Genomic DNA, 14,572 nt, shown 5'->3' on the forward strand with positions numbered 1-14,572 from the left:
CAACACCAAATTCGCTGGCCAATGTTTGACCGAGAGCCGATTGAAAACTGGACAAAAGGAAATTTCACCCTTTTAGGTGATGCGGCCCATCCTATTCTGCAATACTTGGCCCAAGGAGGCTGCCAAGCACTAGAAGATGCTTCCTACTTAGCTGATATGTTTAAGCTTCATGGGGAAAACTTTGAGCAGGCATTCTTAGCTTACCAAGAGGAACGGATTCCACGGGCAACGAAAGTACAAAAAAGCGCTGGGTAAAGTGAACAAAAGAAAGAGGCTTACTCCTTGTTTTTAGGAGAGTTAGCCTCTTTTTATTTGATAATAAATCCACTTTAGGACGTTACTTGAAGGAAAAATTTAAATTACACTCATCATTAATTTTACATCGATATTCCCTTTTGTTGCTTTAGAGTAAGGACAAACACCATGAGCTTTCTTTACTAATTCTTCAGCCTCTACGAATGATACCCCTTTTATTGACACGTTTATGACCGCAGCTAATTTGAATCCGCCATCATGATCTTTTCCAAGTGAAACTTCCGCAGTAACTTTAGAGTCAATTCGTTTTCTCTCTTGTCTTGCGACCAAATTTAACGCACTATCGAAGCAAGCTGCATAGCCAGCAGCGAATAATTGTTCAGGATTTGTTGCATTTTCTTTTCCTTGACCGCCTAGTGATTTCGGCATTGATAGTGCTAAATTTAAGGTTCCATCACTACTTGTTACTTTCCCAGCTCTACCACCCTCTGCTGTAGCACTTGCAGTGTACAATGTTTCCATAAAAAATCACTCCAAAATATAGTTTTATAAAATTAAATTGTGTACAATTAATTTTATAAAACTATATTAGCAATAAAATAATCTGCAGTCAACAATTAAATTGTGTAAAATTAATTTGTGGTTTAAATAAATGTTTATTGTATTATAATGGTACTGATGAAAGAAGAAAGGACAAGAAAATGGACAACAATAAATTAAAACTAGAGAACCAAATTTGTTTTAAGATTTATTCAGCAGAACGTGAAATCACTAAATTATACAGAAATTTATTAGAAGAGTTGGATGTCACATATCCTCAATACTTAGTAATGTTAGTACTATGGGAGGAAAAATCGGTGACTGTTAAAGAGCTTGGGCATAGGTTATTTTTAGATTCGGGAACATTATCTCCTATGTTAAAGCGTATGGAAGGGAATGGTCTCATTGAACGCCGGAGATCCTTAGAGGATGAAAGAACGGTAATCATTTCATTGACTAAAAAAGGCGAAGACTTGAAAGGCAAAGCTCAATGTATTCCTACTAAATTACTAGAAAATTTGTCTTTGGACTTGGTGGAATTAAATAATTTAAACCAAACGCTATCAACCATTTTAAACAGAATACAACAGATTAACAGTTGAATGTATTAGTTATGCCTGATTGTGTAGTATATGAAATTGACAGTGGCCATATAAAAAAAGGGGTGTTAGGAAATAGTAAATTAAAAAAATTTCAATTTACGAGACGTTTTCACTACTTTTACAACCCCTGTATAGAAAAGTCAAAAAGACCTTTTGAAGGAAGCTCAAAAGGTCTTCTTCTATTTACCTACTGCTGCAAGACCTGTCAGCTAAACAAGGTTCCTTTTTAAAAGAGTCTTTATTGAAGACAGTTCTCGACATTCTTTTCATGCATTTGAAGGGATAAAGTCAGGAATGAAGCATGCTGAAGGTACTTTTAATCAAACGTTTGAAACGGTATGCATTATGCCTTCTTTGTTAGTTTCGTAAAATTGCTTAGGGGGCCAAACCGAAAGCGCAAATAGAGCTAGATTTGTGGCGGAAAAGGGAGTTGGAAGCGGGGATTTTATTAAGGATCGTTCTGGAAAGTGGGCAAAAGAAAAGGCGCAGAAAATGATAGCTGCCGCCCACCGAAACCCTATTCCAATCGTTTTTTTAAGGTTGATGCTCCAGCTGATGTCCAACCCTTATATACTCCATTGGGGAAAGTGATGTTAATTTCTTAAACATACGAGAAAAATAAGATGTATCGTAATATCCTAGGTACTCGGAAATCGCCACAACTGTCATATCCGTATTGACTAAGAGATTACAAGCTTCCAATATTCGTAATTGATGTATGTATTTAATTGGAGAATGACCAACTACTTCTTTGAAAACGGAAATGGTGTATCCAGGCGACCGGTGAATTAATTTTGCAAGCTGCTCAATTTCGATCGATTTTCGATAGTTTTCCAACAAGAACCGCTCGATAATTTGTGCGTATTTTACTTTTATTGGCGCGATGGAAGGGACTTCCAATTCTTGTGCGAACAGTCCGATTAATTCCTGTAATATGCCAAGGCAAATAAAATCACGGTGTTTTTTCTTTCCTCTTATATCAAAATATAATCGTTCAAATCGATTCTTTACATATTCAAAACTTCTTGTCTTTAGGTGGAAAAAGTTTTGATCAATCGGAAAGGGGTTAGTGGGAATCTCATTTTCATTTAAAGTAAAGATAGCCGTATATTTTTGATGTGGACCAGATTCATGATTTTTACCGGCACGAACAGTCGTTGAAGGGATGTATAAAATATCACCTTTTTCAGCAGTTATTTGTTTTCCGGATATCGTATATTGTACACGGCCTTGTACAACTAAAATTAACACATTATAAGGAATGTTTTCTGTTTGTGTATGCCAATCGGGAATGAAGTTGTCAAAAAAAGCGCTAAGAATGGAAAGTATAATGGTTCCCTCCTATCAGAACTAAGATAGGAATAATATACACTATTTACTTGTTATAAATAATGATTAAATTAATAATTTTGAAAAATCGTACATGAAATCGGAGAAATGTACATGGAGTTACTAATTAAGGGTCCTTATAATAATGACCAAAGGGAGGAAAGTAAGCGGTAACAATTAAGCGTTTGCATTTTAGAGAGGTTGATAAAAAGAGTAACGAAGGGGTGGGAAAATACAAGCTTAAAAGATCTTGGCTGAATATGCCGATATGGTCATTGATTAATTTTATACAACCAAGATTTACTTACATTTAAATTTTACTAGATTTGAGATTTCCACGAAAACCCCCACTAAAGGAAAATAATAGAATTAATCGATCAATTATATGGGATGTACTCGGGAGGCAAAATCAAATACCAGGGGAGGATATTATGAACAATAAACAAGTTCCATTGAAAGAAAGAATCAGTTATGGTTTCGGTGATACGGCTTCTAACCTTGTTTTCACAATGGTTACAACATATCTCATGTTTTTCTATACAGATGTATTTGGTTTAGACGTAGCAGCGGTCGGCACCTTATTTCTAATCGCAAGGATAGTCGACGCTTTCGATGGTCCAATTATCGGCGTTTTAGTTGATCAAACAAGTACTAAATGGGGGAAATCAAGACCTTATTTCCTTTGGTTAGCCATCCCGTTTGGGGTTATTGCAGTGTTGACGTTCATGACTCCAGATTTAAGTCCCTCAGGTAAGGTGATTTATGCCTATGTAACGTATATCTTATTGGGAATTACCTACGCGGCTATTAATGTACCTTTATCGTCATTATTGCCAAGTCTAACAAGTAATTCACAAGAAAGAACTGTAGTAAATGCATTTAGAATGGTCGGGGGCCAAGCTGGTGCATTAATTGTAAATGCTGCTGTATTACCTTTGGTTGCGTTTTTAGGACATGGAAACAAGCAACATGGTTTTCTCTTTACAATGATTCTGTTTTCTTCTGTTGCAGTTGTTTTGTTCTTTATTACGTTCGCGAATACAAGAGAACGTGTCCAGGTAAATGGAAATAAACCGATTCCTTTTAAACAAGGAGTTAAGGCATTAAAAGGAAATCATCCTTGGTGGATCCTATTGTTTGTAAACGTTATCCTTTTTATTTCTATTATTACTGCAGCCCAATCTACCATTTACTTTTTTACCTATAATCTTAAACGAGTAGATTTGATTCCATTGTTAAATGGATTATCAGTTTTAACCATTGCTGGGATCATCGCAGTCCCATTTTTTGCAAAACAATTAGGGAAACGAAATACGTTGCTTTTAGGATTTAGTATTGCCATCATTGGTCAAATAGTGGTTTATTTTGGCTCAGAAGCATTAACAATCCCTTTGATTGTTATAGGAAGAGTGTTAAGTATCTTAGGACTAGGATTAGTGGCTGGATTAAAATTTGCTATGATTGCCGATACGGTAGATTATGGGGAATGGAAATCTGGTGTAAGAGCACAAGGACTATTGATGGCTGCCTCCACCTTTGGTGTAAAATTTGGAATGGGACTCGGAGGAGCAATTGCAGCATGGATCATGTCACTAGGTGGGTATGTAGCAAACCAACAACAAAGCTCGTCTGCATTATTTGCCATTGAATTCAACTTTGTGTGGATTCCACTAATTTGTTACATTATCGGAATTGTTGCAGTCCTGTTCTACCGATTAGAGAAAGAAGAAGCAAAAATGATTCAAGATTTAGAAGAAAAACATAGTAAAGTGGCTGTTTAATTAATTCAATTCACAAAAACATGAAATGGTTTTTAAAAATCATTTGCATTAAATAGCAGGAAAAAGGTGAAACAAATGTCAAATGAAAAGAAACCCTCATGTTGTTGTGCAAGCAGACCAAAAACGCTCGACAAAATGGTGGTTACACAACAACATGATACGATGGAAAAGCGTGACAGGTCTGTAACGGAAGAGATGATTTACCTTTCTGGTGAGGAATTCTTAATGGGAACAAATAGTAATGAAGGATTTCCCAAAGATGGAGAAGGTCCTGTTCGAAATGTAAAGGTGAATCCATTTTATATCGATCCATGTACGGTTAAGAATTCTGAATTTTTGGAATTCATTACAGATACAGGATACAAGACGGAAGCTGAACTATACGGATGGTCGTTCGTATTTTCCGGTTTTGTTTCAAAACAAGTGGCGGAGACGGTGACAGATGTTGTACAAAATGCCCCATGGTGGTGGGCTGTTAAAGGCGCTTGTTGGAAGGAACCGGAGGGACCTAATTCAACGATTCTCAGTCGAATGGATCATCCAGTTGTCCATGTGTCCTGGAATGATGCGCTTGCCTACTGCCAGTGGTCGGGGAAACGATTACCCACGGAAGCGGAATGGGAGTATGCAGCTCGCGGGGGACTCATACAAAAGAGATATCCTTGGGGAGATCGCTTGAATCCTGGTGGTAAACACATGTGCAATATTTGGCAAGGGACTTTTCCAGAAAAGAACACAGGGAAGGATGGATACCAGGGTACTGCTCCGGCAAAATCTTTTCCTGCCAATGGATATGGGTTATATAATGTATCTGGGAATGTATGGGAATGGTGCTCAGATTGGTTTAGTCCGACGTCTTATCTGGATGGAACAAGTGAGAATCCGAAGGGACCATCCAGCGGTAAAGCAAGAGTTACACGTGGTGGCTCTTACCTTTGCCATCAATCGTACTGCAATCGTTACCGAGTTGCTGCCCGTAGCTCCAATACTCCAGATAGTTCAACAGGAAATATTGGATTTCGCTGTGCGGCTGACGCATAAATATAACATGATATATAAAGAGAGGATGTTTTAAGTATGAGAATGCTCATTTTAGATTTAGATTCATTACGACCAGATCATTTAGGGTGTTACGGATATAACCGGAATACCTCTCCTAACATTGACAAAATCGCGGATGAGGGTGTTCGATTTACAAATTATTACACTTCAGATGCTCCATGCTTTCCATCCCGTACGGCATTAATGACCGGGCGCTTCGGTATTCATACGGGAGCTGTCGGACATGGGGGAACCGCAGCTTATGTGCGGCAAGAAGGAGCTAGTCGATCGTTCTCTGATCTTCATACGTTCGAAAGTTTACCCTCTTTCTTCCGTTCAGCAGGATTAAAAACAACACTCGTAAGCCCTTTCCCAGAAAGACACTCCGCTTGGACTTTTTATGCCGGATTCAATGAAGTACATAATACAGGAAAATTCGGTATGGAATCGGCAGAAGAAGTGACACCGAAAGTCTTAAAGTGGGTGAAGGATAACGCCGAAGAAGATAACTGGATGTTATATGTGAATTATTGGGATCCACATACACCTTACCGAGCACCTGAGAGCTTTGGTAACCCGTTTGAAAACGATCCATTGCCAGATTGGATTACACAGGAAGTCTTTGAAAATCACAGGCAAAAAGTTGGTCCTCATAGCGCTCATGATTTGAATATGTATGATAATTTAGCATCTTCAAAATATCCTCGTTATCCAGGAGAGATTTCGGACATGAACGGTTTACGTGAGGTGATTGATGGATATGATTGCGGTGTACGCCACATGGATAATAATATTGGTCAAATTTTCAAGGCTCTTGAGGAACAAGGAGTCATGGATGATCTGATCATTCTTATTACAGCGGACCATGGAGAAAACTTAGGAGAACTTGGTATATATGGTGAACATGGAACTGCTGATAATGCAACATGCCGAATTCCCATGATAGTCCGCTGGCCTGGTATGAAACAGGGACATGTAGATCACGGATTACATTACCACCTTGATTTATTGCCAACACTGGCTGAATTAATTGGAAAAGATATAAAACCAAGCTGGGATGGTACAAGCTATGCCTCAGTATTAACAAGAGGTCAAGAGAGTGGAAGAGACTATTTAGTCATTTCTCAATGTGCCCATGTGTGCCAACGAAGCGTTCGTTTTGATAATTGGCTATACATTCGAACGTACCATGATGGATTTCATTTATTTGATGAGGAAATGTTATTTGATCTTCAAAATGATCCAAATGAACAATATAACTTGGCAAAAGTAGAGCCAGGCGTTTGCAAGGATGCCGTCTATTATCTCAATCAATGGCATGATAAGATGATGAAATCGATGCCGTTTGATGTTGATCCTTTATGGACCGTCATCAAAGAGGGTGGACCATACCATGCTCAATCCAAGGATTTAAAAAAGTATGTAAAACACTTAGAAGAAACAGGACGAGGTTGGGCTATTCCTGAACTAAAGGAGAGGCACCCGGAAGCATTTGAAGAACCGAAAGAAGAGAATATTTATAAAAGAGCTGCAGAGTTTTTCAAAATTTAATCCTCTTTAGCTGATCCAAATATTGCTCCGCTTGTCCAGCAATTTCTTACTAAGATCTATCAAGATAACCCTCTATTGAATGTATCTGAGGGGGAAGAGAGCTATGAAATGATGGTAGCAATGATGAAGTTTATGCCGTTACGTGCATTAATTGCATTTAATCCTGCTAAATGTAATGAGGATATGCTAAATGAAATCTTGGAAACGTTTAATACCAAAAACAACTCATTAGTTGGTAATTGCTAGGTAACTAGATACGGCTACTAGTATGGATTTACTGTTTATGTAGAACTATGCTAGTCGCTGTATTATATTAAACTATTCCTTTCGGCAGTAAAATTTATTTATTTTGACTTATAAAAAGGGGATCAGCTATTTATGGAAGTTTTACGAAAAATAAAAGAGCAATCCGAAGACAGTGAGAAATATGCACAGCAACATTTAGCAAATGAAAGAACTTACCTAGCATGGATTAGAACAGCCGTCTCTATTACTGGGGTTGGCTTTTTGACTACTTCGTTGCATTTTACCATCAAAATAAGCGCGAATCATTTAATTAATATTGTGGCTATTTTTCTGGGTATATTTGCATGTATTGTTGGGATTATAACTGGTGTGATGTCAACCATTCAATATTCAAGGAAAAGAAAAGAAATTCAAGAAGGTATTTTTATTCCTTCTAGTCACTCTATTACATTTGTATCCATCCTCTTTTCTTTCTTAATTTTTATAATTTTTATGTATCTTTCTTTCTTACTATTTATGTAGTCTTTTATTTATCAGTTTATTTCTTGAACCATTATGTTTTTAACAAAAAAACACAGCATCAGCAGTGTTAGTTTAAGTCGAGGATTTTAAATGGAAAAATGCCCTGGTGAGTATAACCTCTCCCAGGGCTTTTTTTATGCATTTCTCCAAACTCATTGATAGGCACTCTGGGCCTAAAACCGCCCCATTATGCGCCTTTTCTATGTTTTGATTGTACAGACTTTGAAGGATTAAACAGATACTCTTTTACAGAATTTGATTGATGTTTCGCTTTTGCTGTGAAAAAAGGATTTAAAATAATAATGGTTAAGAAGTTGGCTGATAATCCCCAAAACCCTTCGTAAATTCCATGCGAGCTGTTTGTTCCGTACACTGTAAATGTTGTTGCCAACCCAACAAGCAATCCAATGGTTGTTGCCTCTTTCGTTTGATTTTTCCAGAATAAGCTGACAACAATCGCAGGGAATATTTGAACCATTCCTGAAACACCTAAAAGCTGCAAAGATACTAATGCTGTAGGGAATAACAGTCCAAATAATAAAGCAAGACCAATGACAACAAACAGATTATGTTGAGTTCTTATCCCATTAGAAAATAAAATGAGTGATTACTTTGATCCAACCGAAAAACGCAATCCATAACGGAACACTAAGTGATGTACCCCAAATTAATCCAATTAATAGATTCCCCTGCTTGTCCATGAAATCCACTCCTATGATCGACATAGATAAACATTTATGGTTTTCGAGTTTTGTTGGTAACGTTTTCAATAATTGGGATCTCAAATAGTCCTTCCCCTAGGGGGTGTAAGTTTTCAGATTGTTTCCTTTATGATACCCAAACACTGTTAGGGAAAAACGTAGAAATGCGCGAAAATTGAAAAAATATTTCGACAATAAATGTGGTGAAGTGCAAATGGATGTAAGACTGTCGTTGCGTCACTTTATTATCATATTAAATAGGTTTATAGGGCTATTAAATCCTAGTAATAGATGGTATAATATGAAAATAAACACATAGTTCGTACGAAAGGGCACTCCCATTGAAAGATGGTGTCGCAAAACTAGAGGGGCTAAGGTTTTCACAACTATGCTAGCCAGTTACCGAATATGATTGAACACCTTACTACGAATTATCAAACACACTCTAGGAGGTAATACTATGTTTATATTTATTGCAGGCCTATTTGTTGGATCGTTCTCTATGCTTTTGATTATGAGTCTAATGGTTGCAGCGAAAAGAGGAGACCAGTTAATCGAAACACATCAATAAATTGAAAGCGTTTTCTAGAACAATCCCGTCTTTTTAGGGGTTGTTTTTTATTTTTAAGTCAGGCGATCAGAGATTCAATCACATTTCCGTCGCCTAGTAGCTCTACGTGACTGTAATGAAAATTTTCGGACGTTTTAGGTCACGTAGAACCACCCTACGTGACTGAACTCAATAAATTCCAACGTGTTGGGTCACGTAGAACCACTCTACGTGACTGAACTCAAGAAATTCCAAGGTTTTGGGTAACGTAGAACCACTTAACGTGACTGACTTCTTTGCCAAAGCCTATTTTTAATAGAGTCATCTCCCCGCTCCAAAGCGAAAAAAAGCCAAATGATACTTTATCATCATTTGGCTTAATAGAGTTACCATTCTATTTAGAAGTTCTGAGCTACTAGATCTTTGATTTTGTCCTGATTAATCACTAGCTGGTAGTTATTTGCTTTTAAGATATCATCGTACATTCTTTTTCCTTCACCGGGAATTTGGTGGTATTCCAACTGGGTGTTGGGGTCGAAATCTTTCGCTGCTAGTCCAAGGCTTAACATATCTTGTGTAGACATATTGGTCGCAACCACCAAGTCGGGAATGGATTTCACTAAAGAAGGCAAGTTGGTGATATTATTTGGACTTAAGGCTTTCTTTGCAATTCCTTTTAGCGCTTCCTCTTGTAACTTTTGACGACCATATTCACCACTTGCGAGGGAATAGCGCTCGTGTACAACCTCAGCTACCATTTTTCCGTCAAAGGAATGGGTTCCAGCACTTATCACTTTATCCTTGTTTTCACCATACCAAGGATGTGTTAATTTCACATCAAATGGTACGCTCATCTCAATGCCATCGACGGCATCAACCATTGCTTGAAAGCCGCCATAATTGGTTTCGACATAGTAATTGATCGGAGTTCCCGTTAATTCAGCGACTGCATTGACTGCTGCTTCTACTCCTTTTTGGGCGCCTTTTGTGGCCTGCATAATATATTGAACACTTGTTAGTTTGGTATAGCCGTACCCATCTAAATGAACGCGGGTATCACGTGGAATGCTAATCGCATCATATTGATGTTTTGTTAAATCGACATGGACCAACATCATCGAATCCGAGTGACCTACATTTTGACCTTTCCGTTCATCGGACCCGATCAATAACAGGTTAAAAACGGGTTCTTTTACCTCGACAGATTCACTTGTTGATGTGGTATCGCCCGTTTTTCCTGAACTTACCACAGGCACCGTGGAAAAATGATTTGTCGGCTGTATCTTATAGTATTCATATCCAAGGCCCGCAACGATGAGTAAAATAATCCCCAATATGCTAAAGCCGGCAATCTTCCATTTGCGTCTATTCTTCTTTTTCATAATTTCCTCCGATGCATTGGCAAAATCAATTCTATTAATTTTACAGTTTTTAAATCATCTATTCAATCATAATTTATGGGAAATCATTGGCATTCTTGTGTCATCGAGTCCATCATTATCAGATTCCCAGTTATCCTGAAATTAAGCTCGATTGCCAACGTAGAAATCGGGCTCTTTATTTTTACCAGCGTTAATTAAAACATCGAACATTCCTGTTCGTATGTAGCGGTGGAATATTTCGTGAACTACAAAATAAGCATATATACATAAAGGAATGAAACCCGATAGGCAGCCCAAACCAAAATTCCTTCCATAACGACCCGGAATGGAGGTTACGATGAAAGCTATTATTCTAGCAGGTGGAAGCGGGACACGCTTATATCCGTTAACGATGGTCACCAGTAAACAATTATTACCCATTTATGATAAGCCGATGGTCTATTATCCGCTTTCCACCTTAATGCTTGCAGGGATTCGTGATATTCTGATTATTTCAACTCCAGAGGATACCCCGCGTTTCGAGGCGCTGCTCGGAGATGGATCACAGTTTGGAATACATCTAGAATATAAAATCCAGGAGAGCCCAGATGGATTAGCCCAGGCTTTTTTAATTGGGGAAGAGTTTATTGGCGATGATTCTGTCGCGATGATTTTAGGAGACAATATTTTCTACGGCAGTGGGATGCGAAAAATTCTCCAACGTGCGGCTCAAAAGGAGAGTGGGGCAACCATTTTTGGTTACCATGTGCAAAATCCAGAGCGTTTTGGTGTAGTGGAATTTAATGAAAATGGAAAAGTATTAAGCGTCGAAGAAAAACCGCAGGTACCAAAATCAAATTATGCGATCACGGGATTGTACTTTTACGACAATCGAATTGTGGATATTGCCAAAAGTGTCAGACCTTCGGCACGAGGTGAGTTAGAGATTACCACTGTAAATGATCGATATTTACGGATGGAAGAACTTGAGGTTGAGCTGCTTGGTCGAGGTTTTACGTGGATGGATACGGGAACACATCAAAGTTTAGTGGAAGCCACTAATTTTGTAAAAACAATTGAGGATCATCAAGGAATTAAAATCGCGGCACCCGAAGAGATCGCCTATATCAATGGCTGGATTGATATTGATAGATTAATTGAATCAGGTGAGAAATTTTCCAAAACGGGTTATGGCCAATATCTATTAAAAGTAGCCAATGGCAGCATCAAGTATTAAAAGAGGTGATAGGTTGAATGTGATTGAGACTTCCCTGCCAGGGGTAATGATTATCGAGCCAAAACTTTTTGGCGATCATCGTGGTTGGTTTATGGAGACCTATAGCGAGGCAAGGCTTCAAGAAGCAGGAATCGTTGTGAAATTTGTTCAAGATAACCAATCATTCTCGGCAGCCAAAGGGACATTACGGGGATTGCATTATCAATTACATCCAAAAGCGCAAACCAAGCTCGTTCGCTGTACCAAAGGGGCGATATTTGATGTGGCCGTCGATCTTCGTAAAAGAAGCCAACCGTATGGAAAGTGGTTTGGAATCGAGTTAAGTGCGGAAAATAAACGTCAATTATTGATTCCTAAGGGGTTTGCACACGGATTTCTGACGTTGACCGATGATGTAGAAGTTCAATATAAAGTAGACCACTTGTATGCACCTGAATGTGACCGGGGCATCATCTGGAACGATCCAACCATTGGGATTGAATGGCCAGTTGAGATGACTCCGATACTATCAACAAAAGATGAACTGGCTCCGCTACTAGCAGATGCAGAAAATAATTTTTAATTTGGAGAATAAACGATGAAAATTCTAGTGACGGGTTTTTCAGGACAGCTCGGTTTTGATGTGGTTCGTGAAGGGGCGAGGCGCAGTATTGAAATGGTTGGCGTGGGGTCAAAAGATCTGGACATAACAGATGAACGTTCTGTTTCCAAGGTTGTAAAAGAAATCAATCCGGATGCGATAATCCATTGTGCTGCCTATACGGCGGTTGATCAAGCAGAGGATGATCAAGAAAATTGCTGGAAGGTGAATGTCGATGGGACCAAGTATTTAGCCTGCGCCGCCAAGGAACTAAGGGCTAAATTTATGTATATCAGTACAGATTATGTTTTTGATGGATTGGGTGAAGTACCTTTTGACGAAACGAGCGAGCCCAACCCCGTCGGTTATTACGGTCAGACCAAATATGAAGCGGAGAAAATTGTCCAAACGATCTTATCCGATTGGTTCATCGTCCGGATATCATGGGTTTTTGGACTAAACGGGAATAATTTTGTGAAAACAATGATGCGATTGTCTGAAACTAAAAATGGACTACATGTGGTGGGAGATCAAGTGGGTTCGCCAACGAATAGCTTGGATTTGTCACGTTTATTAATTGATATGATTCAAACGGATCGATATGGAATTTATCATGCCACGAATGAGGGATTCTGCAGTTGGGCTGAATTTGCTGAAGAAATTTTTCACAAAGCAGGCAAAATAGTAAAAGTTCATTCCATTAAAACCGAGGAATATTCGACCAGGGCAGTCCGACCCATGAATTCCCGAATGTCGAAGCAAAAGCTACTGGACAATGGATTTATTCCATTGCCGTCTTGGCAGGAATCCTTAGAGCAGTACTTAAAAGCGTTAAAGCAAGAGGTGGAGTAATGCAAGGGAAAAAGCTTCTTGTAACAGGTGGAGCCGGATTCATTGGTGGAAACTTTGTCCAACATATGATAAACAAATACCCTCAGTATGGTATTTATAATTTAGATGGGTTAACCTATGCGGGCGATCTAACCAAGCACCGTGAGATCGAAAAGATGGAAAACTATCATTTTATGAAAGCCGATATTGCTGATCGCGAAGCCATTCTACCGCTTTTTGAAAAAGAAAAGTTTGATTATGTGGTCCACTTCGCCGCAGAGAGCCATGTCGATCGCTCGATTACGGACCCAGAAATATTTGTTCGGACGAATGTGTTGGGGACGCAAGTGTTACTTGATGCCGCCAAACAAATAGAAGTCACCAAGTTTGTTCATGTATCAACAGATGAGGTATACGGTGAGTTAGAGCTGGATTCATCGACATTGTTTACAGAAGAGACGCCGTTACAGCCCAATAGTCCATACAGTGCTAGTAAAGCCTCCTCTGATTTCTTGGTTCGTGCTTATCACGAAACATTTGGACTGCCAGTCAATATTACACGTTGTTCCAATAACTATGGTCCCTTCCATTTTCCAGAGAAATTGATCCCATTAACAATTTCTCGCGTAGTAAATAATCAGAAGGTACCTGTTTATGGTGACGGAAAGAATATCCGTGATTGGCTGCATGTACATGATCATTGTGCAGCACTAGACCTTGTTTTGCATGAGGGTGTTACTGGGGAAGTCTATAACATAGGCGGGCACAACGAGCGGACAAATTTAGAGGTGGTAAAAACGATTATTACCACGTTAGGAAAATCGGAAGAGTTCATTGAATTTGTCCCTGACCGTTTAGGTCATGATAAGCGCTACGCTATTGACCCTACGAAGTTGGAGAAGCTAGGGTGGAAACCAACTTACACATTCGAAACGGGAGTCGCTCAAACGATTGAATGGTATGTGGATAACAAGTGGTGGTGGGAGCAAATTATTAGTGGGGAATACAAGAATTACTTCAAGAAGCAGTATTCTTTAGATCAATCATAGATTGTCATAGCCAGGGATGGCTTAACTGCTACAAGTTCCATTTCAGTGAGAGTAGCTCACAACTATTAATAAATAAGAAGCGTTAGTTTAATAAATAAGTAAGATCCATCTTATCTAAGGTGGGTTTTTTACTTTGGGGCTATTTAGTTTCAAAGATTAAAACAAAAGTGTAATTTAAGATCGGTATAAGGAGCCAGCCTTTTTTAGTTTATATGTTTCGACATTTTTCTGCATTCTAAGAAGTGTAAAAAAATACATAAGAGATTAGAATCTTATAAAGTTTGTTGATTTTATTGACTTTTCCAGTCATTACCGTTGCTAGTGAGTATATTCATTTTTGTTAAGTGGAGAATTTGTCAAATCTTGACCTTTTATTTAGCTTTAATCACTTTCGTT

General features: G+C 38.6%; 14 protein-coding genes, 1 pseudogene and 1 riboswitch. Of the genes and pseudogenes, 11 read left to right on the top strand and 4 right to left on the bottom strand.

The features are described 5' to 3' along the window. The first annotated feature begins 21 nt into the window (after positions 1–21). Positions 22–255 (top strand): FAD-dependent monooxygenase, encoded by a 234-nt coding sequence (locus J7E67_RS17120; protein WP_308161430.1) that lies wholly within the window; start codon positions 22–24, stop codon positions 253–255. Between the two features lie 99 nt (positions 256–354). On the opposite strand, the gene J7E67_RS17125 is transcribed toward J7E67_RS17120, so the two are convergent. Continuing rightward, positions 355–777: an organic hydroperoxide resistance protein gene (locus J7E67_RS17125; protein WP_214712350.1), complete on the bottom strand. Its 423-nt coding sequence runs from the start codon at positions 775–777 to the stop codon at positions 355–357. 179 nt (positions 778–956) lie between these two features. Between J7E67_RS17125 and J7E67_RS17130 the strand changes: the two genes are divergently transcribed. Next, positions 957–1,397 carry a MarR family winged helix-turn-helix transcriptional regulator gene (locus J7E67_RS17130; protein ID WP_214732463.1) on the top strand — a complete coding sequence of 147 codons (441 nt, stop codon included), beginning with the start codon at positions 957–959 and terminating at the stop codon, positions 1,395–1,397. 534 nt (positions 1,398–1,931) lie between these two features. Here J7E67_RS17130 and J7E67_RS32135 read toward each other — a convergent pair. Next, positions 1,932–2,648 carry an AraC family transcriptional regulator gene (locus J7E67_RS32135; RefSeq protein ID WP_308161432.1) on the bottom strand — a complete coding sequence of 239 codons (717 nt, stop codon included), beginning with the start codon at positions 2,646–2,648 and terminating at the stop codon, positions 1,932–1,934. 509 nt (positions 2,649–3,157) lie between these two features. Here J7E67_RS32135 and J7E67_RS17140 point away from each other — a divergent pair. The 5 genes from J7E67_RS17140 (at position 3,158) to J7E67_RS17160 (ending at position 7,867) form a co-directional block, all read left to right on the top strand. Then, complete coding sequence (locus J7E67_RS17140) at positions 3,158–4,507, top strand: glycoside-pentoside-hexuronide (GPH):cation symporter (protein WP_214732464.1); 1,350 nt, start codon at positions 3,158–3,160, stop codon at positions 4,505–4,507. Between the two features lie 75 nt (positions 4,508–4,582). Continuing rightward, the gene (locus J7E67_RS17145) at positions 4,583–5,548 is read left to right on the top strand and encodes a formylglycine-generating enzyme family protein (protein WP_214732485.1); all 966 of its coding nucleotides are present in this window, start codon (positions 4,583–4,585) and stop codon (positions 5,546–5,548) included. A 36-nt stretch (positions 5,549–5,584) separates the two neighbouring features. Further along, positions 5,585–7,099 carry a sulfatase family protein gene (locus J7E67_RS17150; RefSeq protein WP_214732465.1) on the top strand — a complete coding sequence of 505 codons (1,515 nt, stop codon included), beginning with the start codon at positions 5,585–5,587 and terminating at the stop codon, positions 7,097–7,099. Positions 7,100–7,207: 108 nt separating this feature from the next. Next, a complete protein-coding gene (locus J7E67_RS17155; protein ID WP_214732466.1) occupies positions 7,208–7,345 on the top strand; it encodes a hypothetical protein in 138 nt (45 codons plus the stop codon). A 132-nt stretch (positions 7,346–7,477) separates the two neighbouring features. Continuing rightward, positions 7,478–7,867, top strand: coding sequence for a YidH family protein (locus J7E67_RS17160; protein ID WP_214732467.1), 390 nt, complete (start codon positions 7,478–7,480; stop codon positions 7,865–7,867). A 187-nt stretch (positions 7,868–8,054) separates the two neighbouring features. Here the strand turns inward: J7E67_RS17160 and J7E67_RS17165 are convergent. After that, positions 8,055–8,444, bottom strand: a pseudogene (locus J7E67_RS17165) (sodium:solute symporter family protein); the annotation flags it as partial. 445 nt (positions 8,445–8,889) lie between these two features. Continuing rightward, positions 8,890–8,975, top strand: a riboswitch (cyclic di-GMP riboswitch). A gap of 541 nt (positions 8,976–9,516) precedes the next feature. Then, complete coding sequence (locus J7E67_RS17170; protein ID WP_214732468.1) at positions 9,517–10,500, bottom strand: LCP family protein; 984 nt, start codon at positions 10,498–10,500, stop codon at positions 9,517–9,519. A gap of 337 nt (positions 10,501–10,837) precedes the next feature. Here J7E67_RS17170 and rfbA point away from each other — a divergent pair, with 337 nt between their 5' ends. Genes rfbA through rfbB form a run of 4 tightly spaced genes read left to right on the top strand, consistent with a single transcriptional unit; the run spans position 10,838 to position 14,176 of the window. Beyond that, positions 10,838–11,716 (top strand): glucose-1-phosphate thymidylyltransferase RfbA, encoded by an 879-nt coding sequence (gene rfbA / locus J7E67_RS17175; RefSeq protein WP_214712327.1) that lies wholly within the window; start codon positions 10,838–10,840, stop codon positions 11,714–11,716. Between the two features lie 13 nt (positions 11,717–11,729). After that, positions 11,730–12,278 carry a dTDP-4-dehydrorhamnose 3,5-epimerase gene (gene rfbC, locus J7E67_RS17180; RefSeq protein WP_214732469.1) on the top strand — a complete coding sequence of 183 codons (549 nt, stop codon included), beginning with the start codon at positions 11,730–11,732 and terminating at the stop codon, positions 12,276–12,278. A gap of 15 nt (positions 12,279–12,293) precedes the next feature. After that, positions 12,294–13,148, top strand: coding sequence for a dTDP-4-dehydrorhamnose reductase (gene rfbD / locus J7E67_RS17185; RefSeq protein WP_214732470.1), 855 nt, complete (start codon positions 12,294–12,296; stop codon positions 13,146–13,148). Next, complete coding sequence (rfbB, locus tag J7E67_RS17190) at positions 13,148–14,176, top strand: dTDP-glucose 4,6-dehydratase (protein ID WP_214732471.1); 1,029 nt, start codon at positions 13,148–13,150, stop codon at positions 14,174–14,176. The genes rfbD and rfbB overlap by 1 nt, the downstream gene beginning before the upstream one ends. Positions 14,177–14,572: the final 396 nt, after the last annotated feature.

This window comes from Bacillus sp. ISL-46 (assembly GCF_018613205.1).

Coding starts and splice junctions, on each gene's coding strand:
- J7E67_RS17160 (WP_214732467.1), top strand. CDS start 7,478: ATGGAAGTTTTACGAAAAATAAAAGAGCAATCCGAAGACAGTGAGAAA.
- rfbA (WP_214712327.1), top strand. CDS start 10,838: ATGAAAGCTATTATTCTAGCAGGTGGAAGCGGGACACGCTTATATCCG.
- rfbB (WP_214732471.1), top strand. CDS start 13,148: ATGCAAGGGAAAAAGCTTCTTGTAACAGGTGGAGCCGGATTCATTGGT.
- J7E67_RS17125 (WP_214712350.1), bottom strand. CDS start 777: ATGGAAACATTGTACACTGCAAGTGCTACAGCAGAGGGTGGTAGAGCT.
- J7E67_RS17130 (WP_214732463.1), top strand. CDS start 957: ATGGACAACAATAAATTAAAACTAGAGAACCAAATTTGTTTTAAGATT.
- rfbD (WP_214732470.1), top strand. CDS start 12,294: ATGAAAATTCTAGTGACGGGTTTTTCAGGACAGCTCGGTTTTGATGTG.
- J7E67_RS17150 (WP_214732465.1), top strand. CDS start 5,585: ATGAGAATGCTCATTTTAGATTTAGATTCATTACGACCAGATCATTTA.
- J7E67_RS17170 (WP_214732468.1), bottom strand. CDS start 10,500: ATGAAAAAGAAGAATAGACGCAAATGGAAGATTGCCGGCTTTAGCATA.
- J7E67_RS17140 (WP_214732464.1), top strand. CDS start 3,158: ATGAACAATAAACAAGTTCCATTGAAAGAAAGAATCAGTTATGGTTTC.
- J7E67_RS17145 (WP_214732485.1), top strand. CDS start 4,583: ATGTCAAATGAAAAGAAACCCTCATGTTGTTGTGCAAGCAGACCAAAA.
- J7E67_RS17120 (WP_308161430.1), top strand. CDS start 22: ATGTTTGACCGAGAGCCGATTGAAAACTGGACAAAAGGAAATTTCACC.
- J7E67_RS17155 (WP_214732466.1), top strand. CDS start 7,208: ATGATGGTAGCAATGATGAAGTTTATGCCGTTACGTGCATTAATTGCA.